This window comes from Sorangium sp. So ce321, from assembly GCF_051530195.1.
Classification (GTDB): Bacteria; Myxococcota_A; Polyangia; order Polyangiales; family Polyangiaceae; genus Sorangium.
In genome coordinates this window covers 8,383,390-8,403,791 of record NZ_CP150329.1, presented here as the reverse complement: position 1 = coordinate 8,403,791, position 20,402 = coordinate 8,383,390, and the positions used below count along the sequence as shown (strand labels likewise).

Annotated in this window: 12 protein-coding genes; 6 read left to right on the top strand and 6 right to left on the bottom strand. The window is 69.2% G+C overall.

Annotated elements, in window-relative coordinates:
• Positions 1-9: 9 nt before the first annotated feature.
• From WME89_RS30965 to WME89_RS30950, 4 genes are all read left to right on the top strand, one after another.
• Positions 10-1,554 carry a sensor histidine kinase gene (locus tag WME89_RS30965; protein ID WP_438003280.1) on the top strand — a complete coding sequence of 515 codons (1,545 nt, stop codon included), beginning with the start codon at positions 10-12 and terminating at the stop codon, positions 1,552-1,554.
• A gap of 478 nt (positions 1,555-2,032) precedes the next feature.
• The gene (locus WME89_RS30960; protein ID WP_438003279.1) at positions 2,033-4,387 is read left to right on the top strand and encodes a DUF6531 domain-containing protein; all 2,355 of its coding nucleotides are present in this window, start codon (positions 2,033-2,035) and stop codon (positions 4,385-4,387) included.
• 97 nt (positions 4,388-4,484) lie between these two features.
• The gene (locus tag WME89_RS30955; RefSeq protein WP_438003278.1) at positions 4,485-6,296 is read left to right on the top strand and encodes an RHS repeat domain-containing protein; all 1,812 of its coding nucleotides are present in this window, start codon (positions 4,485-4,487) and stop codon (positions 6,294-6,296) included.
• Between the two features lie 453 nt (positions 6,297-6,749).
• Positions 6,750-8,813 (top strand): hypothetical protein, encoded by a 2,064-nt coding sequence (locus WME89_RS30950; RefSeq protein WP_438003277.1) that lies wholly within the window; start codon positions 6,750-6,752, stop codon positions 8,811-8,813.
• Between the two features lie 16 nt (positions 8,814-8,829).
• On the opposite strand, the gene WME89_RS30945 is transcribed toward WME89_RS30950, so the two are convergent.
• From WME89_RS30945 to WME89_RS30935, 3 genes are all read right to left on the bottom strand, one after another.
• Positions 8,830-9,432 carry a hypothetical protein gene (locus WME89_RS30945; RefSeq protein WP_438003276.1) on the bottom strand — a complete coding sequence of 201 codons (603 nt, stop codon included), beginning with the start codon at positions 9,430-9,432 and terminating at the stop codon, positions 8,830-8,832.
• Positions 9,429-10,148: a PD-(D/E)XK nuclease family protein gene (locus WME89_RS30940; protein ID WP_438003275.1), complete on the bottom strand. Its 720-nt coding sequence runs from the start codon at positions 10,146-10,148 to the stop codon at positions 9,429-9,431. The genes WME89_RS30945 and WME89_RS30940 overlap by 4 nt, the downstream gene beginning before the upstream one ends.
• 92 nt (positions 10,149-10,240) lie before the next feature.
• On the bottom strand, positions 10,241-10,513 hold the full coding sequence (locus WME89_RS30935) for a hypothetical protein (RefSeq protein ID WP_438003274.1): 273 nt from the start codon (positions 10,511-10,513) through the stop codon (positions 10,241-10,243).
• Between the two features lie 233 nt (positions 10,514-10,746).
• On the opposite strand from WME89_RS30935, the gene WME89_RS30930 reads away from it, so the two are divergent.
• On the top strand, positions 10,747-11,871 hold the full coding sequence (locus tag WME89_RS30930; protein ID WP_438003273.1) for a hypothetical protein: 1,125 nt from the start codon (positions 10,747-10,749) through the stop codon (positions 11,869-11,871).
• Positions 11,872-12,442: 571 nt separating this feature from the next.
• The gene (locus tag WME89_RS30925) at positions 12,443-13,279 is read left to right on the top strand and encodes a hypothetical protein (RefSeq protein WP_438003272.1); all 837 of its coding nucleotides are present in this window, start codon (positions 12,443-12,445) and stop codon (positions 13,277-13,279) included.
• Positions 13,280-13,846: 567 nt separating this feature from the next.
• On the opposite strand, the gene WME89_RS30920 is transcribed toward WME89_RS30925, so the two are convergent.
• From WME89_RS30920 to WME89_RS30910, 3 genes are all read right to left on the bottom strand, one after another.
• Positions 13,847-16,285, bottom strand: coding sequence for a hypothetical protein (locus WME89_RS30920; RefSeq protein WP_438003271.1), 2,439 nt, complete (start codon positions 16,283-16,285; stop codon positions 13,847-13,849).
• Positions 16,286-16,293: 8 nt separating this feature from the next.
• A complete protein-coding gene (locus WME89_RS30915) occupies positions 16,294-19,725 on the bottom strand; it encodes an RHS repeat-associated core domain-containing protein (protein WP_438003270.1) in 3,432 nt (1,143 codons plus the stop codon).
• 129 nt (positions 19,726-19,854) lie between these two features.
• The gene (locus tag WME89_RS30910) at positions 19,855-20,310 is read right to left on the bottom strand and encodes a DUF6531 domain-containing protein (RefSeq protein WP_438003269.1); all 456 of its coding nucleotides are present in this window, start codon (positions 20,308-20,310) and stop codon (positions 19,855-19,857) included.
• Positions 20,311-20,402 lie beyond the last annotated feature (92 nt).

Genomic DNA, 20,402 nt, shown 5'->3' with positions numbered 1-20,402 from the left:
GGCCGTACGATGATCGAGCGCCTGCGCCGCGAGCTCGGCCGGATCCGCGTCCGGCTGCTCGTGGTCAACCTGGTGGTCCTGCTCGTGCCGGTGGCGGGGCTCGAGTTCGCGCGGCTCTACGAGCGGCAGCTCCTCGGCTCGCTGGAGCGCGACATGGCGAACCAGGCGGTCCTCGTGGCGGCGATGCTCGCGTCGGGTCTCGACCGGGGGCTCGAGTTCGACGCGCCCGAGCACGGCGACGTCTTGACCCAGGCCGCGCGGCACACGCGCACGCGCGTCCGGATCCTCGACAAGGCGGGCGCGGTCGTCGTCGACTCGCACGAGAATGGCCCGCCCGAGGGGCCCGAGCCGGCGGTCCCCGCGCTCATCCCGTCGCGCGGCCATGGCCCGAGCTCGGCGGACTTCCGGGAGCTCGCCGACAACGTGCGGCCGATCGGAAAGGGCGCGCGCGAGGGCTGGTCCGAGATGCCGGAGCGCCCGGAGGTGAACGAGGCGCTCGCCGGGCGCCGCGGGGCGCGGACGCGCGTCCGGGCGCAGCCGCCGGCGGTCTTCCTGTTCCTGGCCGAGCCGATCCGGCGCGGCGGCGAGGTGCTCGGCGCGGTGTACGTGGTCCGCTCGACGCAGCCGGTGCTCGTCGAGCTGCACCGGATCCGCTCGGGGCTCACGCAGGTGCTCGTCGTCGCGAGCCTGTTCACGGGCCTCGTGACGCTGGTGCTCGCGTGGTCGATCTCGAGGCCGCTCGGCAAGCTCTCGCGCGCGGCGAAGCGCATCGCGGCCGGCGAGCGCGACATCGTGGTGCCCGTGTCGGGGAGCGGCGAGATCCGCGAGCTCGGCGGGGCGTTCGCGGCGATGAACGAGCGGCTCGGGGCGCGGCTGCGGTACATCTCGGACTTCGCGGCGGACGTGGCGCACGAGTTCAAGTCGCCGCTCACGTCGATCCGGGGCGCCGCCGAGCTGCTCGACGAGGGGGCGGCGGACGATCTCGAGGCGAGGCGGCGCTTTTTGCGGAACATCGAGCTCGACGTGGCGCGGCTCGACCGGCTCGTGTCGAGGCTGCTGGAGCTCAGCCGGATCGAGGCCTCGAGCGAGGCGATGACGGTGCTCGACCTGGAGGCGCTCGCGGCGCGCGTGGTGGAGCGGTGCGCGAGCCCGGAGAAGCCGGTGGTGCTGCGGTACGAGATGCCGAAGCGGCTGCTGCGGGCGCGGCAGACGGACCTGGAGACGGCGCTCCTGAACCTCGTGGACAACGCGGTGAGGTTCTCGCCGGCCGGCGAGGCGGTGGTGGTGGCCGTCGAGGAGGGGGAGGGCGGGGAAGCTGGGGAGGGGAGAAAGACGGCGAGGATCTCGGTGCGCGACCGGGGGCCGGGGATCCCGGTGCAGCACCAGGCGCGGATCTTCGACAGGTTCTTCACGACCGACGAGAGCCGCAACGGGACGGGGCTGGGGCTCGCGATCGTGAAGAGCGTCGTCGAGGCGCACGGCGGGGTGGTGACCGTGGAGAGCGCGCCGGGGGAGGGGGCGCGGTTCGTGGTGGAGATCCCGGTGCGGCAGTAGAGACGGGGCGGGCTGCTCGTGCTGCTGGACGTGCTGGTCAGGCCGCTCGACGCCTCTCGTTGAGGGTCGCCTGGAGCAGGAGGAGCATCGCTCGATGCTTGGGCCTGGTCAGCTTCGCCTCGAGTCGGGCAGGAGATCGTCATAGGACGTCGCCTCCTCCGTCGTGGCCGACGATGAACTCAACACACGCTGATATGCCAGCGCGCGCAAGATGTCAGCGCGCGCCACCCCGGAGGAGGCTCGCAGCAGCTCGAGAGAGAGCTTATACCATGACGGCAATGACGCCAACGTGAATCCCGCGGCGGGAAGAGGCGCGTCTTCTCGTCGCTGACGCCGCCTGCGACTCGCGGAGCTTCGAGCAACGTACCATTCCGTTGCGGTCTGCGCGTAGAATGGCGGTTTGACGCCCCGCCTGAGATGCCGTAGGCCAGAGCGCATGCGCACGGCACCTGTCCCCAACATCCCTGCGATCCCCGGGATGAATCCCGGCGTTTTCGTCCTAGGCGGCGGAGGCGGCGGAGGGGGCAGCGGCGGCAAGGGCGGCAAGGGCGGCAAGAACAACCAGAAGGCCAAGGGCAAGAACGGCGGCAAGGGCGCGGGCGGCGGCGGCAAGGGTGCGTGCGGCAACGGGACCGGTGATCCTAATGGCGGCTCGTGCCCGAAGCACCACAAAGGTAAGAAGAGCGGCAAGGCCTCGAAGGGCGATCCCGTCGATGTTGTCACGGGAAAGGTCTTCACGAATCCCGTGCTCGACGTCGACCTGCCGGGCCCGCTTCCACTCGAAATCGCGCGCGCCTACCACTCCACGTCGACCGAGCGCGATGTCGGCCTCGGCTTTGGGTGGTGCCACTCGCTGGCGTGGGACGTCGAGATCAGCCGGCGATCCATCACCGTGTGGAGCGACCAGGGCCTCGGCCTGGAATTCGACTTCATCGAGGAAGGCGAAGGCGCGACAGGTCCCGAAGGGATGGTCCTCGTGCGCGGCGCGAAGGGCTTTGTGCTCGACACCGGTGAGGGCACGTGGCTCGTGTTCGAGGAGCGCCACCGAGAGCGATGGCTTCTGTCGGCCATCCGTGATGCCTTCAATCAGACCATCTCGCTCGTTTACGCCGGCGGGTTGCTCGCGGAGGTGCACGACAGCGTCGGACGGGTCGTCAGGGTCCGGCGCGACCGCGATGGGCGCATCGCGGCATGGGAGCTGAAGAACGCGCCGGAACAAGGCCGCTGGGTCGCCCTCGGCCGCTTCGTCTACGACGAGCGCGGCGACCTGATCGAGGCGCGCGACGCGGAAGATCACGCCACCACCTACGCCTACGACGAACACCACCTCTTGCTCGCTCATACCTCACCCGTCGGCCTCACCTTCCGTTTCCGTTACGACGAGCAAAAACGATGTGTTGAGACGTGGGGAGCGTACGAAGGCGCCGAGGACAGAAGCCTATCGGAGCGCGTTCCGGCGCGGCTGGCCGACGGTGAGACCGCTGCGAAGGGCATATATCACTGCAAGTTCATTTACGATGGATATGGCTACTCCGAAGCGATCGACTCCATCACCATCCACCGGTATTTCGGCAACGAGCACGACAAACTCGACAAGGCCGTCTCGGCTGGCGCGGTCGTGGAGCGCCGGTACGACGAGGGAGGGAATCTCCTTGCGTACACCGATTCGCTCGGCGCGACGACCCAGTGGAGCCTAGATGCCCGCGGCCGAGTACTCCAGGAGATCGACCCGCTCGGCCGCTCGACGGTTTACGAGCGCGATGCGGACGGACACATCCGCCGGAGGATCGACGCCGCCGGTGGAGTGACCAGCGTGGACCGCTTCGCTGGAGGTATCGCCTGGACCGATCCGCTCGGAGCCTCGTTCGAAAGCCGCTTTGACAGCCGCGGTCTCGTCGTGGAGGCCATCGGTCCGAACGGGGGCCGTACACAGTATCGCCACGACAGCTACGGCAACCTGGTGGAGAAGGTCGACGCGCTCGGTCACGTCACCCGCTGGGCCTATGATTACTGGGGCCGGTGCACGGCCAAGCAGGACCCGGCTGGCGCTACATCTTATTACACCTACAGTGTGCGAGGTGATCTGCTCTCCGAGCGCAAACCGGACGGCAGCGTTGTCCGGTACGAGTACGATGGCATCCGGCAGCGCACGAGCGTGACGGGCGAGAACGGGCGCATCACACGCTATGTGCACGGCGGGTTTCGCAAGCTCTGCGAAGTGCATGAGGCGGACGGGTCGACGACGCGGATGAAGTACGACCGGGAGGGCCGGCTCGTGGAGGTGATCAACCTGAAGGGAGAGGTCCACTCCATCACGTTGAATGTGGCCGGCATGGTTGTCTCTGAGCGCACGTTTGACGGCCGGCTGCTGTACTACAGGTACGACTCCGAAGGCCGGCTCATCGTGGCCGAGAACGGGCTCGGCCAGAAGACCTGGTATGAGTACGATCTGGCGGGCCAGGTCATCGAGCAACGCTACGACGATGATCGGGTAGAGAGATTCGAATACGACGAGCTCGGGCGGCTTGTGCGGGCGGAGGGGCCGAGCGGCGTATTCGAGTACAAGCGAAACGCGCTTGGGTGGGTCATACGCGAGAGCCAGACGGTGAATGGGCAGACCGTCGTCGTCGAGGTCGAGCGCGATCTCGTCGGGAACGTCATTCGGCGCTCGACGTCGCTCGGCCACTCCGAGATCTGGGATCGGGACATCATGGGTCAATGCACGCGCGCTGTGCTCGACGGCCGCGAGGAGATCGCATCCGGTTCACGACGTGCTCGGCCGCGAGGTCGCGCGCGTTTTGCCGGCGGGCGGCCGGATCGACGCGGCCTATGACGAGCGCGATCGCCTCGTGCAGCGCCGCGTGACTGCGGCGAGCAGACCCACGCCGGGGCAATCTGCGTGGCGCGCCGCTCCGGCCGGAGCGCAGACCGTGGAGCAGGCGTACCGGTACTCTCCCGCTTCCGAGCTCCTGGAGGCGCATGATCGTGCCTCCGGGGTGCGGCGCTTCGAGCACGACGCCGTGGGGCGTCTGGTCGCCGCGGGGACGGACGAGCGGAACATCGAGCGCTTTGCCTACGATGCAACCGGAAATCTGTACGAGCGGTATGGCGTCGAGCGGCAATACGGAGAGGGCAATCGCCTCCTGCAGCGCGGCGGCAAACGTTACACCTGGGACGACGACGCTCGGCTCGTTCTGGCGCGCGCCGCCGGGGAGCACGGCGAGCACACCGTCCGCTATCACTGGGCAGCGAACGGGCTGCTCGAGGCGGCGGAGCGCTCGGACGGCGTGCGCGTCACCTTCGCCTATGATCCCTTCGCCCGGCGGGTTCAGAAGACGGTGCTCCGCGTCTCGCCCGGCGTCGCGCCCTCCGTCGAGTCGACCACGCGGTACGTATGGGACGGCGATGCGCTCGTGCACGAGATCACGCAACGTATGTCCGGCCACGGTGCCCCGAGCGTGGAAGAGCGGACGTACTGCTACGACGACCGGGGTTTCCCGTGGGCGCACAAGGATGTCCGCGTCGAGCGTGGGCAACGGGTCGCGAGCGGCTATTACCATTACCTGACCGACGACATCGGCACGCCGGAGAAGTTGCTGTCGTCCGATGGATCGGTTGCGTGCGAGATACGGCGGAACGCGTGGGGGAGGTTCGCGATCTCGCCCGGCGCCGTCACGACGACGCCGATCGGGTATCAAGGCCAGTACTTCGATGAAGAGACCGGCCTGTTTTACAATCGGCACCGGTACTACGACCCCGAGGCTGGGCGGTACGTCAGCGCTGATCCCGTGGGTTTGATCTCAGGATTCAACGCCTTCGCTTACGCCGAGAACCAGCCCACGCGGTTCGTCGATCCGCTGGGGCTGATGGCTAAGGCCAGGATCTGGGATCAACCCGGGGCTGGCAAGAAGGAGACGTGGGGTTACTCCGAAGGCCAGCCTCGACCGCCACATGAACCCGACAAACCCCGCGATGCGCAGGGAAACCCCAGGTACGATCCCGCCGTCCAGGAGGCGGTCGACAACGCGAAGGGCAAGTTCTCCGAGGAGGATCCGAAGACCGGGAAGGCTAAGGATCCCAGCAAGGAGAGGCTCCCGAACACGGCGGGCAAGTGCGCCGAGATCGAGGCGCTCGACCGGCAAGCGAAGGAGATCCGCGGGGAGCTTCAGAAGAAACCTGGGTGGGACAAGCTCTCGAAAGAGGAACAAAACGTGCAGGTTCGCAACGAGCTCCGCGAGCAGTACCGGAAGGGAGCGAAGATCCAGGCGTACGACAAGAATGGAAATCCGATCCCGCCGTGCAAGTTCTGCGCGCAGGTGTTCCGTGAGCTTGGCATTCACCCGGACAACATCAACGCGGATCCCAACAGGGACGTCAAGAAGGGTAAGGAGCAGCCAAAGGCCACCGGTGGCGTGTACCACGACAATGCGGCGTGGGACGGCAAGAAGGTGCATGGCCAGGGGAGCCCCAGGACCGAGCCGTCGACGACCGCCGTCGTGCCTCGCACTGACGGAGAAGGCAAGCAGGTCACGCAGAGAGATCCGAGGACCGGAAAGAATCAGGGAGTGTATTACCCGCCGGAGAACCCGCCCCCGGGCGGCTATCCGCCGGAAGGCCCGAAAGGTGCCTGGCCGGAACCTGGAAATGGCGGTGGCGGAGGAGGGGGCTCCGGCGGCAATCCCTACTACGATGAGCAGGGCAACTACATCGGCCCGCGTGACAAGCACAAGCCGAAGAGGTAAGCGCGCGGGAGGCAAGAGCTGATGGAGACCTCGGCAGGCAAAGATATGCTGGCACGCTCGCTCCACGAGTGGCGCCTCGCGGACGGGTCGTTCGAAGAGGCCGAGACCGAGCAGGCGCGCGCCGAAGCGATGATGCGGCAGCTCCGCGCGCGGGAGATCGCGGAGCGGGTGTCCTGGGCCGAGAGGGCGATCCCCTTCGGCCTGCGGGCGGAAGCGCTGGAGTCCGAGCTGTGGAGCGCGGACGAATCGATCGAGCGGCTCCGGCGCGTGGACTTCGCGAGCCGGCACGCGTTCGTCCTCCACCACCTCGGGGTATTTCCCGACGCCGCGCTCCCCGCCGTGCTCGCGCTTGTTGGGCGGCCTCAGCCCGGCGATGGATCGGGATGGTTCGCGGACGAGGCGGCGGTGGCCGCGGTTGCTGTGCGCCTCGCGCGTGCAGGACAGCACGATGCCGTGCTCGACGCGCTCCGCGTGCTGAGGGCGCGCCGTGCGGAGGCGCTGCGATCGTGTGCGCCCTATCTCCCCGATGCAGTGGTCGCATGTGCCCTATCGGAGGTCGAGGCATGGATTCGCAGCACAGCGCCGATCGTGGCGTTCCTCTCGTGGTCCGATCTTCTACCACTGCTCCCGACCGGAAATCGCGAGAAGGCGCGTGCGGAGATGCTGCGGCTGCGAGCGTCGATCGAGGGCGGCGAGGGGGTGTCAGCCGGCGGGTTCTCCGCGCGAAAGCGCGCCGCGGAATCCTTTGCTGACGCAGGGATGCTCGACGCATCGGAGGCCGAGTGTGCGGGACTGGAGGAGGTGGACGACCTCCTGTCCGTGGCGCGCAGATATCCGGGCGAATCACGCGCGCGGATCGCACGCCTCGCGCTGGTGCGGGCGCGGGCAAGCGGGCATTTGCCGGCGGCGCTCGCGGACATCGTCGCAGTGTGCCCCGCGATCGCGCCGGAAGCGATCGCGCGCGCTCGCGGGGAGGCAGATCCCATCACAGCGGCGGACGCGCTTCTGCGCATCGCGGCGCAGCTCGCAGAACCGTGCTCGTCGGAGCTGTTCCACGAGGCATTCCACATGGTGCAGAAGCTCGGCGAGGACACCTCGGGCGCGCTCGGGTGGGTCGCAGACTGGGTGGAGGATCATCGACCGTCGCTCACGGACGACGAACGCGCACTGCTGAGCGAGCGCGCGACCCGCCCGGCAACGCAGGCCGAAGCGCATGCGCCTCCGCTGCACGCCGAGACCGCGGATGCGCGGCTCGGGCGGCTGCTGTTCGGCCCGAAGAACGCAGGGGGCATCCTCACGGACAGGGGCTTCGACCGGGTGCTGGACTTCGCCGAGCATCACGCCACCGGCGACGACCTCGCGCTCGTGATGGAGGTCGCGCGCGCGCTTGCGGGCGAGCGGCGCGCCCGGCTTGCCCGGGCCTTGCTGCAGAGCGGGGAGGGGCTCTACGACCTCCCAGGATTCGACGAGCTGTTCTCCCCCGAGGAGCAACGCGAGCACCTGCGAGCGGCGCTCGCGCGCTACGAGCGGCCGGTCAGCGTGGAGATTCTTTACACGCTCGAGCGCGCTGCCCGACTCGCCGCTGGCGCGCCTCGTAGCATCCTCGTCTCGCTCTATCTCGACGAGGTGCGCGAGCGCGGCGGGCGCGTGCGGCTCCGAGGGCTCTTCACCGCGGCACCCCTTGCCGAAAGCGATCAGCGCGCGGCGCTCCTCCAAGAGACGCTGGCCTGGATGGACGAGGGAGACGATCTGGACGAGGAGGATCGCGTCGAGGCGATCGCGGCAGTGTTGCCGCTCGTGCCGGCCGAGAGCGCCGTGGCGCTCGCCGGGAGGGTGCTCGACGCGGTCGCGGACGGGCAGATCGGCAGGACGCAGGCGGGCGATCGATTGATGGCCATTCCGGACCCGGCGTGGGCGGCGCTGCCCGCGTCGCAGTGGGAGCCGGCGTTGCGCTGGGCGCTGGACGAAGGAGAAGAGTTCTTCGACTGGGCGTCCTGGAACCAAAAATCCTTGCCGCGCGAGGTGCGCGCGGTGCTTGAAGCGCGAGCCGAGGCGGCTCCTTCGTCGGATGCGCGCGTCGATGTGGCGTCGCCGAGCGCCGTCCCGGTGGACGCCAGCGGACAGAGTGCGGAGCTGTCGCCCGAGGAGCGGCTACGCCGGCGGGCCAGCGGTCCTGCCTCGCAGTCGGGGGCCGACCGCGAGGCGCGCGCGCCGGAGATCGAGGCCGCCGTGCGCGCGGTCCTGGCGCAGCCGGACACGGAGGACGGCGTGCTCTGGGACGCGCTGGCGAGCCTGTCCGACGCCGCGCTCCGCGCGATCTGGGCGGCGCGCGCGCGCGCCGACGCGTGGCGACGCACCGTGGACATCAGCGATCCCGCCATCTTTGCCTACCTGCCGTCGGAGCACTACCTCCATGCCGACGCCGTCCTCCAGCTCATCCTGCGGCTCGGTGGCGCTTCGGCGCTCTGCGACTTCGCGCGTATGCTGGTTCGCCTTCAACACGAGGTCGCCGCCTGACGGCGCGAAGCGCTCGTCATCCTGATGAGTTTGCAGGGCCAGCCAGCACCTTCCGGATCTGCGGCTCGAACACCGTCCAGAAGAACCGCAACGATTCGACTATCTGCGCGCGGTAGGGCCCGAGGTCGTTCCAGTATTCCCCTGTCGCGTGCTCGTAGCGGTATGCGGGCCACCAGGCGGTGGTGGTGGCGAGCTTGTGCGGCTTGATGAGGTTGGCCTCTCCGAACGCCGCACGAAGCCTCCTCGACAGCTCCTTGCCGTCGTCGAGATCGTAATGTGTCCACACCCCTGTGTAGGCGCAGCTAGGAGACATCGTGAAATTGAGATGTCTCGATCTGTGCCACTCCAGGCCGATCCCGACCTTCGGCTCGAGCTCGCCTTCGCGCGATTCGAGCCATTCTGGCAAGATCAAGAAGATCTTCGGCCAGTCATCTTCCAGATCTTTGTAAACCTGGATGTCCGGAGACAGCTCGGCGGCGAGCCCGGCGATGTCATCTGCGCAAGAGCACAGAAAGGCGTGCGCGAGCTCGGCGGCGGGCTCGCCGAGGGCGGCCCACTCCTCGATGAGCTCCTGATGCCGGAGATAGAATACGGCACGCGGATCGTCGATGCGGTTCATTGGAACTCCCTCTCCAGTGTGGCAAGATAGTTGGACGCCACCTCGCGTCCGTGCGCCGTCGCGCCCTTCCCCGGCGCGCGAGCCAGCGCGTCGCGGAGCATCACGGCGATATCGGCGTAGCTCATCGTCTTGAACGCCTCCCGCGCGTCCCCCGTCGCCGTCACGGGCGCTCGTCCCGATGGGGACAGGAAGACGAACAGCGCACCTGGCTCTGGACCGAAGCTCTCGTAAAGCTGGTCGCATTGCTGCGGCTGTTCACGTGCATCGACCTTGTTCGCGATCACGAGGTAGAGCCCAGGTCCAGCGACGACGACATCGGCGCGGGCCTTGCCCTTGCTCACATCGAGGGCGGGCCGGGCGCGGTTCAGCTCGGCTGTCGGCGGATCGGACGTGCAGCGGCGGAGCAGCGCCTCGAGGAAGCCAGAACCGAAGCCGTGTCGACCCTGAGGATCGAGCAGCCACGCCAGCAGCGCAGAATGATGCAGCTCCTGTCGGCTTTGCCCGAGGATGCTCAGGAGATCGTCCGGTCCGGCCACCCAGTGGCCCTCTCTCAGCAGCGCCTCTTGCTCGGCGCGGAGCTCGGCGAGCTGTGTCTCCCACGCGGCGACCTGTGTCACGCGGGTCTCCTGCTCCCTCGCCACGAGGGCGCGCCACTCGGTTGCGAGGTCGGCGATCCGGGACTCGTCCGCTTCAGGCCCTGACGCGAAGAATGCCATGTGTCTCCTTCACCCTGTCCTCTCTGCGGACCTATGGACCGCCTCGCATATACGTGCCATGGCCGGCGGCCGCCGCTCACCGAGCCCGTCGCTCACGCCGCCCACTCCAGCGCGAGCAGCTCGGCCTGCTTCAGCAGTCTCTCCTTGCCGTGGTCGTCGAGGCCGAGCCTACGGCAGAGCTCCTTCGGCCGGTCGCGGGGGTGGCCGAGGAGGACCTCGGACAGATCGGCGCTGCGCGCCTGGACGATGGCGTCGATGAGCTGATCGCGGGTGCGGCGATCGCTCACGTGGAGCTCGAAGCGGCTCACCTCGGTGAGCAGCTCGTCCCGGGTGAGATGGGTCAGAAGGTCTCGCTTGTTCGGCATGCGGGTCACAAGGTTACGCCCGCGACGAACGGGCGATCAACCCGCACAGCATCGCGTAAGCCCAACGTCTCGCCGAGGGGTAGGCGATGGAGCGGCCGCGCCGACCTCGTCCATGGCGCCGGGGTGGACGCGAAGTGGTTCACGGTGCGGGCAGCGGGCTCGTACATCAATGTGCCAGCGATTGGCGCCGATGTCACGACGGGTACGACCTCACCGGGGGTATACTCGGCACGATGAACGAGACCCTCTTTGCACATCTTGCCACCAGGTTCGGTCCTCCCCCGGAAAACCTTGCGACGGAGGCGCTTGGTTACATCCTCCGACGCTCGGCTCTTGCTCGTGACGCTGTGCGGGACCTCCTGCGCGGGGTAGGGGTCGTCGTCCCCTCCTCGCTGATCTACCGGAACCAGGTTGCTGGAGGTGACGAGGCGCAACCGGATCTTGTGGGCTTCGATGACCAGGGAAACCAGCGTCTCATCATAGAAGCGAAGTTCTGGGCGGGGCTGACATCGCACCAGCCGGTCACCTACCTGGACCGCCTCCCGCACGACGGAGGCGCCCTCGTCTTCGTCGTGCCCGCCGCGCGTATCACGCTGATCTGGGGAGAGCTCCTGCGACGGTGCCTAGACGCCAAGCTCAGCGTGCAGGAGAGCCAGACGAGCATCCCCGACGTCCGGCAGGGGGCGCTCGGGGACGGCAGGAAGCTCGCGCTGGTGAGCTGGCGCGCGCTGCTCGATCCGATTGGCTTCCGGCTGGAGGCGGCCGACGACCGACGGACGCGCGAGGACCTTGTGCAGCTACGCGGCCTCTGCGAACGCATGGATGCCGAAGCCTTCCTCCCGGTCACGTCCGAGGAGCTCACCACGCAGATCTACCGGCGCGTCATCGAGTTCGGACGCCTTGTCGACGAGGTCTGCACGGCGCTCGCGCATCGAGGCATCGCAAACATGAAGGGACTTCGCGCCACCGCGGGCAACGGGTACTCCGGCCGCTACCTCCGGCTGAGGGGCGTGGGCTGCTTTCTCGTTTGCGACATCCGCAAGTGGATGAAGTTCGCCCCGACGCCTCTCTGGCTCTCCGTCTATGGAGTGAAGTGGGACGCCAGTGATCTCGCGGCGACGCGACGCGCGCTCGCACCGCTGGAGTCCGCGACTCCCCCGCGCGTGTTCATGGCGGGCGATGGCTTCCCAACCGTGGCGCTCCAGGTGCCGGTCGGAGCCGAACGCGATATCGTGGTGAAGAGCCTCCTCGACCAGGTTATCGTGGTCGCCGATTTCTTGGGGTCGCTGGGTGCCGTCGAGCAACCCGCCGGAGGCGAGAAAGACACGCCGCCCGACGATGCCTCACCGGAGGCGTGAGGGCAGGGTCGTGATGCCCGGCGGAGCACGTCGAGCCCTGTCCATCTGGCCGATACCGTGACACCACCTATACGCTGTTTTATTGCGGCACGTCCGAACCTACGACGTCCGCATGCGCCGCACGCTCCCCGATCCGCCTGCCGGACGCTTCGTTTCAGTGTTCCGGGCTGGCTCATCCCGCTAGACCGTCGGAATCCTGTCGACCACCCGCCACCCCACCGCAAGATCCCAGCGTCGAGCAGACGCGAGCACCACGGCGGGAATGTCGTCCCCGCCGTAAGCAACCTTTCGACGCGGCCCTCTTCGGGCTGTACAGGGTGCCTCTGGTTTCCCTCCTGGCCAGATCGGTGCCACCTCAGCCATCTCCGCAACATCCCTCATTCTTCTCGCGAAGCTTCCATCGCGCCTCCCCCCGCGACACGGCAGGATTCCGACACCCTCGCTTCTTCTATAAATCATCTTCCCACCCACTTCTCTCTGGACACCTCTCTCGGCATCATGAATAGAGCACGCTTGCCCGTCTGGCATTCCGGCGCAATCCCGCGCTCCTGCCACGGACGAGGGTGATCTCATGAGCAAATACACCGCTGCTGAAGTGATCCAGCTCCCCCGCTTCACGGCCGTCGGCGCGATGGCGCTCGGCGAGCAGCTGCTCTCGGCGGCGAAGCCCGTGAAGAAGCAGCTCGCGAAGGGCATCGCGCGGGTGCTCGCGGCGCTGTCGTCGCGCCACGGCGAGCTCGCGTCGGCGCTGCGCGATCAGGTGTCGCTCTCAGGAGGAGGGGAGGAGAGCGAGGATGCCGTCCAGTGCGACCGCGTCCTCGACAATTGCTGGAGCGCGCTCAACGACTTCCTGACCGCGTTCACCAAGCTGCCGCCCGGCGCGCCCGAGGTCGGGGAGGCGAGCGCGCTCAAGGCGGCCCTCTTCACCGGAGGGCTCAAGTTCCTCCAGCTCACGTACGTCCTGCAATGGTCCGAGAGCGAGCTGCGGATCCAGCGGATCCGCAAGAACGGCTTCGACGCGCGCATCGAGGCGCTCGGCGGCAAGCGGTTCCTCGCCGCCCTGGAGGCCGCGCACGCCGCGTACGGCAAGGCGCTCGGCGTCACCGCGCCGGCCGCCACCGCCGCGGGAGCGCCGCCGAGCGTGCGCGAGGCGCTCGACGCCTTCACCGAGGCGCTGCGCGCGTACGTGATCAAGGTGATGGGCGCGGTCGAGCCCGACGAGCCCGAGACGCAGGAGCTCGCCGACAGGCTGCTCGCGCCGCTCGCGAGCTGGAGCGTCGGGCCGAGCGGCCGGGGCGTAGCCCGGAAGAACGGCAAGCCCGAGGGCGAGCCCGCGGCGCCCCCTGCGCCCGGCGTGCCGCTCCCGCCTGAAGCGCAAGGCACCGAGCCGGCGCCGGCCGACCTCTGAGCCCCCTCGCGTGATGCACGCCCGCTGCTGACGCGGCGATGCCCTCCGCGCATTCCCCTCGTCACTCCGCCTCAGGAGCACGCTTCCGTCGCCCACCGAGCTGTCCACGGCGCCATCGGCGTCCGGGCGTCCCGTCCGGTCCCGTTCTGCCTGCCACCTGCCGTGCAGCAAGCGGCGCCCGCGGCCTGTGCCAGGTCACCTCGTTCTGTGCCAGAGGAGGGGGATCGAACACTGGCTCAAACGCAATGCATTGCGACACACCGGGGTCCGGACCCCTCGAGAGCGTTCCCGATCGCGTCTTCGAGAGCAAAAATGTGCCAGAACTCGCGCTTCAACGCGGAATTCTGTGCCAAGGACCCCGCGAATGCGCTCGATCTTGTGCCAGATGGGGGGTCCAGACCCCTCTGGACCGCAAAGCAGAGCGCTCGCGAGGGGTCCGGACCCCCTCCGGACCGCAAAGCAGAGCGCCTGCCGAGGCTCCGGAACGCCCCTCGGCGGATCGCGGAGCACACTCGAGCGCTCGCTGCGTCCGCGTACCCGCCGGATCGCCCATGACGAGCGCGGCGCTCACGGGAACCACGCCGCGACCTGCACCACCTCGCGCGCCGCGCCGGCCAGGCCGTCGTCGCCCGCGAGCGCCGCGATGAGCGGCGCCAGCCGATCGAGGCTGACGCCGTCGCCCGCGAGCGCCGCATGGCGGTGGTCTCCGGCGAGCGCATCGAGCAGGATGCCGAGCGCCGCGGCGGCGCCCTCGGGCGGGAGGTGGCGGGCCAGCGGGACCAGGTCGAGCAGGCGGTCCGGCTCGTCGGCGCCGAGGCGCAGGGCCAGCGGTAGGGCCCGGCGCGCCAGCTCGGGCGCGTGCACGGGATCGTGGCGTGCCAGGAAGCTGAAGGCGCTCAGGCGGCCACCGTCGCTGAGCGGCCCGAGCGCGGCGAGCAGCGCGTCGCTGTCGCCCTTCGCCGCGAACCAGGGCCCCACGTCGAACAACAGCAGCCCGTAGCGGTCGCGCGGCTCGGCCTTCTGAATGGCCTCGTCGATCCGCGCCAGCAACCGCGTCGGCTCCGCGGCGAAGGGGAGGCTGCGGGCCAGCGCTCGCGCGCGCGACGCGGCTGGCAGCGCCTCGATCAGGTCCTCAGCGGGATCGTCCAGCGCCCGGAGGCGCGGGATCAGGCCCTCGAGGAGCTCGGCGGCGCGCTCGCCGAACCGGGGCGCGAGCGCGGCGGCGCGGCGGGCCTCCGGGGCGGCGAGGTGCGGCACGAGCCGCGCGAGCGTCCAGTGCTCGTTCAGGTCGTACGGCTCGAGGTGCTGCTCCACCGCGGCGAACGCGGCGCGTACGCGCTCGGGATTGCCGAGGACCCGCGCGAGCGCGGCGAGCGCTCGCGCCCGCGCCGGCCCAGGCAGCGCCTCCGCGTCGGGCCAGAGCGCCTCGGCGACGGGGCGCGGGAAATGGCTGGCGAAGACCTCTATATCGCCAGGATCTCCGGCGCCATCGCGGAGGCTGGCGAGCGCTTCTCGCGCGACCGCGACGCCTTCCTCCGGAGACAGTCCCCCCGTCGAGACGAGCATCTGGTGTGCTCGATCCTCCGCGTTCTCCACGGTCCGGAACGCGGCGAGCGCTTCTCGCGCGACCGTGTGCCCCGCCTCGCCCTCGAGGACTTCGGCGAGGCTCAGGAGGACATCCCCGCGGAACTCGACGTCCGGGATGCGCCGTGCGGCGTCCTTGGCCCACTCGAGCACCTCGGCGCGCGCCGGGCCGGCCGCCATCACCGCGCCGAGCGCGATGAGCGCCCTGGCCTGCCGCCGCTCATCCGCGATCGGCGTTTCCCGAGTCATGGGCTCGACGCCCACAGGAGCATCGTCGTCCTCGCGGCAGGCGCACGAGTTCACGCTCGCCTCGACAAGGGCCGCGCGCACTGCGAGGGCCGTCGCCTCTTGACCCATTGGAAGCGCCTCGACGGCGCGCCGGCGCACGCGCTCGAGGTCGGCGACGAAACCGAGATAGCCCTCGGGCCGAGCCATCCAGCGGGCGAGGTGCTCCTTGGTGGCCAGCGCGGCGAATGCCTGGAGCGGCGCGGTGGCCTGCTCGAGGTGCGCCCGCCTGTAGGCGCAGGGATAGCCGTCCGGCGCGAGCGACAGGAGCCGGCGCATCGATGTCTCCCGCGCGCTGCGGTCGAGGCGCTCCTCCACCTCGCGGCGGGCCGCGTTCCAGCGGAACGCGTACGTGCCCTCGACGGCCGTGACGAGCGGTTCGATCCCGGCGAGGGCGCCCTCGATGGGCGCCCCGAGGGCGGTCCTGATCTCGTCCTCGCGAAGCCGGCCGTAGGCGACCGAGAGCAGGCTGAGGAGCCGGGCCGGCATCGTGCCGGCGGCCGTGAGGAACGCCGCCGGACCGCCCGGCGCGGGCCAGGGGCGCGCCGGCAGCGGATGGATCCGCGTGCGTGCCGGATCGAAGCCGAGGCGCGGGATCCACGCGCGGGCCTCGGCGTCGTCGCCCTCGACGGTGGCGAGCACCTTGACGCGGGGACCCACGGCCGAGAACAGCGCCGGCCAGGAGACGAGCGGCTCCGCCTCCTCGACGTCGGTGATCGCGAGCAGCAGCGATGGCGCGCCCTCGGTCGGCCCCACGCGCAGGTGCTCTTTCGCGATACGCATGCGCAACCACCGAGGAGAACCGCCCCCGTAGCCGACGCGCAGCCGCGAGGTGAGCAGCGCGACCAGGTCGCGTTCGAGCCTGAGATCAGGCCCGATCGGCACGAGCTGCGCAGCGTAATCGGTGCCTTCCTGCTGCGCACGGACGAGGTGGGCGGCCACGACCGCGCGTCGACTCGGGCGTGGGCCGTGCAAGATCGCATAGGGCCGGTCTGGCTCCTCGATCCATCGGCCGAGCGCGGCGAGCGCGGCTTGCTCTGCGGGGTCGAGCGTGGCGCGCGATGCCTCGTCCCTGGCGCAGCGGCAGGCGCGCTCGACAGGCTCGGGGGCGGGGATTCGGGGCCGGGGTGTCGTCATCGCGTGCGTCAGGTGGTGAACGGGGGGGTTGTGGAACGCGTCGTCCGGATGTTCCGTTGCCGAGAGCGCTTCCGTTCGCTGCTCTGCGTGATGTTCCCATCCCACCGTCCCATCTTGTTCACCTTGGTTTCCGTCTCGTCGTTCGGGCCGATCACACCGCCCTTTGCATCGTCCCCGATGTTGGCCGGGTGGAGGCCGAGCTCCCGGAAGATCTGCGCGCACATGGGGCAGGGCGCCATGCTCTCGCCATCCTCGTTCGTGGTCTCGATCGTCGCGCCGTTCCTGAAGCGCTTCTGAAGCTCGGCGCGCACCTCCTCATTGGTCATCTCAGCCTTCCCCTTCGCCGTTCGCTGGGCGTTTCCTTCGGCGCGGATCTGGCGCGCCATCTTGTGCAGCGCGTCCACCTCTGCGCACGTTGTGTCCCCCGTAGCGGTCTGATTCGGATTGCGCGCTTTCTGTGCGTTCTTGACGGCCTCGGTGATCGCGTCGTCCTTGCCGAACCGCTCGCGCTGGGCCTCTGCCTTTGCCCCGCCGCGCTCTCCCTGGCTCTTGCCCTCGATATCGCCCGGCACCCCGCGGCGATTCCTGGGATCGGTGAAGTCCTTGCCCTCGGGGTTGTTCCCTGCCGCGTTCCGGACGGTCGAGAACGGCATCAGGCCGCTCGGATCGACGAAGCGCGTCGGCGCGTTGCCTGCGTAGTCGAAGCCGTTGAAGCCGCCGTCCAGGCCGGCCGGGTCCGCGCTCAGGTACCGGCCGAGCGCAGGATCGAAGTAGCGGTAGCGGTTGTAGACGAGCCCCGTCTCCTCGTCCTCGTACTGGCCCGGGAAGCGGAGCGGCGTCGTGGTCCGCCCACCCTCCTTCACCTTCGCGCTGAACGCGGATCGATCGAGCTCGCACACCACCTCGCCCGCCGGACCGACCAGGCGCTCGGGCGCGCCCACGTCGTCGTTGAGGTAGTGGAACCACGGGCTCTCCTCGCGGCGGCCGCCCGCCATGCGCGCGTCGCGGTGAGCCCAGGGGGCGTACCGGACCTCCTCGAAGCAGTACGTGCGCTCCTCCACGATGGGATCGCCCGACGCCTGTGCCACGCGCTTGATCTCGTGGACGAGCACGCCGCCGTCCCACACGAAGCGCACGCTCGAAACCTCGCGCCGCTGCCCGTCGGGGCCGCGCTCGAACGTGCGTTTCCCGATGCGCCGCGCGAACGGATCATAGCTTAGCTCGGCCACCCTTCCATCGGGCCTCTCGACTCCGGCGAGCAGCCCGAGGCCGTTCCATGTGTAGCGGGTCAGCCGGCCCCCCGCGTCTCGCGCGCTCGTGAGCCTGCCCGCCTCGTCCCACGCATACGTGGTGTCGCCCTTCTGCGCCAGGCGGTTCCCCGCGCCGTAAGCGCGCTGCTCGCCGTCCGGCTCGTGGAGGTTGCCCGCGGCGTCGTACGCGAAGCGCTCGCCCTGGCCCCGCTCGTTGCGGACAACCAGGATCTGCCCTGCGGCGTCGTGTTCGAACAGCTTCCGGCCGAGCGCGTCGTCCCACGCCTCGACGAGCTCCGAGCACGGCCCGTAACGGAACGCCTGGTACACCGTCGTCCCCGGCGGGCGAGGGCCGACCCAGTCGGGCCGGCCGGCACCCACGCTGGCCTGCCCAGGGTGGCGCACCCAGCGCTGCGCCATGCGGCCGAGCGCGTCGTAGACGACCTGGATGCGCCCGCCGTCCGGCAGCGCGCGGGCGATCTCGCGCCCGAGCGCGTCGTGCGCGACGCCGACCGTGACGCGCCCGTCCAGCACGACCTGCGTTGCCCGGCCGCAGGCGTCCCGCGCGAAGGCGGCCGAGTGGCCGAGCGATGTCGTCCGTTGCACGACGTTGCCCATGAGATCGTACGTCCGTCGCACGACGGACAGGTCTCCCGAGGCGCGCTGCCGCTCCTCCACCACCCAGCCCACGGCGTTGCGCGTGTATGTGAGCTCCACGGCGGGCGTGACGGCGGCGATGAGGTTGCCGCAATGGTCGTACTCGAACGACTCCGTGGTGCCGTCCGGCAGGGAGCGCTGAACCAGCTGTCCGGCCGCGTCGTAGGCGAACTCGGTGGTCTCGCCTGCGCTGGTCTGCTCGAGGATGAGCTGTCCGGCCATGTCGTGCCGATAGTGCTTCTCCAGCCCAACGAACGTCCGCTCGTACACCATGCGACCCGCTGTGTCGTAGCGCATGAGGTACACGTCTCCGCGCGCGTTCTCGGCCCGCACGAGGCGACCCTCACGATCGTAGCCGAGGCGGTTCACCTCGCCGTTCGGGCGGCGGATCGCGCAGACCTTGTGCAGACCTCCCCGATCGAAGCGCGTCGAGGTGCCGTCTGGATGGTCGATGCGCACGACGTCCCCGTTGCGGTCGTGGGCATAGCGGGTCACGCCCCCGTCGGGGTGGCGCTCGGCGACGCGATCGCCCCGATCGTTGTAGGCGTACGATGTGACGTTCCCGAGCGCGTCGCGCACCGACAGGCAGCGTCCCCAGTAATCGTGAACATACTCGGTGACGGCGCCTGTCCCGTCGACCTTCTGGACCACGTTGCCGTACGCGTCATGGGCGAAGCGCGTGCGCGCGCCGTTCGGCGCGACCGTCTCCGTGATGAGCCCGCGCGCCTCGATGCGGACCTCGAAGGTCGCGCCGATCGGATCGGTCCAGTACAGGGCACCCGCGGTGCGCGTCACCTCCGTGACGCCGCCGGCCGGATCGGTGACGCGGCGAATATGCCCGTCAGGCTCGCGATCGATGATGATGGTGCGGCCCAGCGGATCGGTCATGCGGAGCGTACGGCCGCGGGCGTCACGGACCCAGCTCGTGGTCGCGCCCAGTGGGTCGGTGAACGAGAGGAGATTGCCGTTCTCATCGTATGTGCGGCCGTAGACGGCCCCGCCGGACACGGCCCTGTCGAGCTTACCGAAATCATTGGCGAAGTAGCGATGCACGGTGATGGAATCCGCCACCTCCGAGTAGCCGTCGTCGCCGTAGATGAGCTTGCAGTGATAGATCCCTCGGGCCTTCGTGCCATCGGCGAGGGTATCGGGCACCCCTTCGGCGAGGCCGAGGCGCCACGTCTCAGGGTGATCGCCCCATGTCTCGACGCAGCGGCCTTGCTTGTCATACAGGAAATGGAAGGTGAGTCCTTCGGGATCCATGCGCGACGTCAACCGGTGATCCTCGTATGTATAGCGCGAGACGCAACCCTCTGCGTCCGTGTCGGCGACGAGGTCCCCGCGTTCATCGTACGTGTACGTTCGCAGGGCAACCCACCTCCCTTGCTCGGGCGCATTCTTGATTTCGAGCGCGCCGATGCGGCCGTCCGGTGTGCGCCGCACGCGCACGACGCGGCCGGCAGCATCGGTGATCGATTCGATGCGCCCGTCACGGTAGCCGATGCGCGTCGTGTTGCCATGGGCATCGCGCACGGCAGAGAGGCGGTACGTCGAGCCGGTGTGCTCGGAGAACAGATAGAACGTGCCGGCGGCGTCGTCGAGGACGAAGCCACTGGCGTCTCGGGTCAGAATCCAGCCGTCGGGGCCGATTCCTGCGTCTCCTTATGCGATGGCATCGAACGAGAGCTCCGCGCCAGTGTCGGTCCATAACACGGTGGTTCGACGCCGTACCTCGACGGCCCACGCGAATGAGTGCGTCCAGCCATAGCCGAGGCCCACGTCACGCTCATGGGCGCTCGTGCTGTAGCGGCGCACGAACTGCAAACCAAGTGGACCAAGCAGCTCCAGATCGACGACCGGATCGGTGAACACACGGCCGGTGGCGACGTCGACGGGATCCCCCTTCGACACCTTCCCGCTCCTCTTCGACCCATGGTGGTTCGGGCAGCCAGACCCGTCGCCGCCCGTGCCTCCGCAGGCCGATTTGCCTCCACCCTCGGCGCCATTGCCCCCGCCGGATCCATCGGCACCCTGATCCTTGCCGCTCCCCTTGCCGCCCTTGCCCCCGCCGCCGCCGCTTCCGCCGCCACCGCCCATGATGAAGACGCCCGGATTCATGCCAGGTATCGCGGGGATATTCGGAACGGGAGCCGTGCGCGCCATGATCCGAGGATAACAGGGGGACCGGCGCGGACACAGGCTGATCGGAA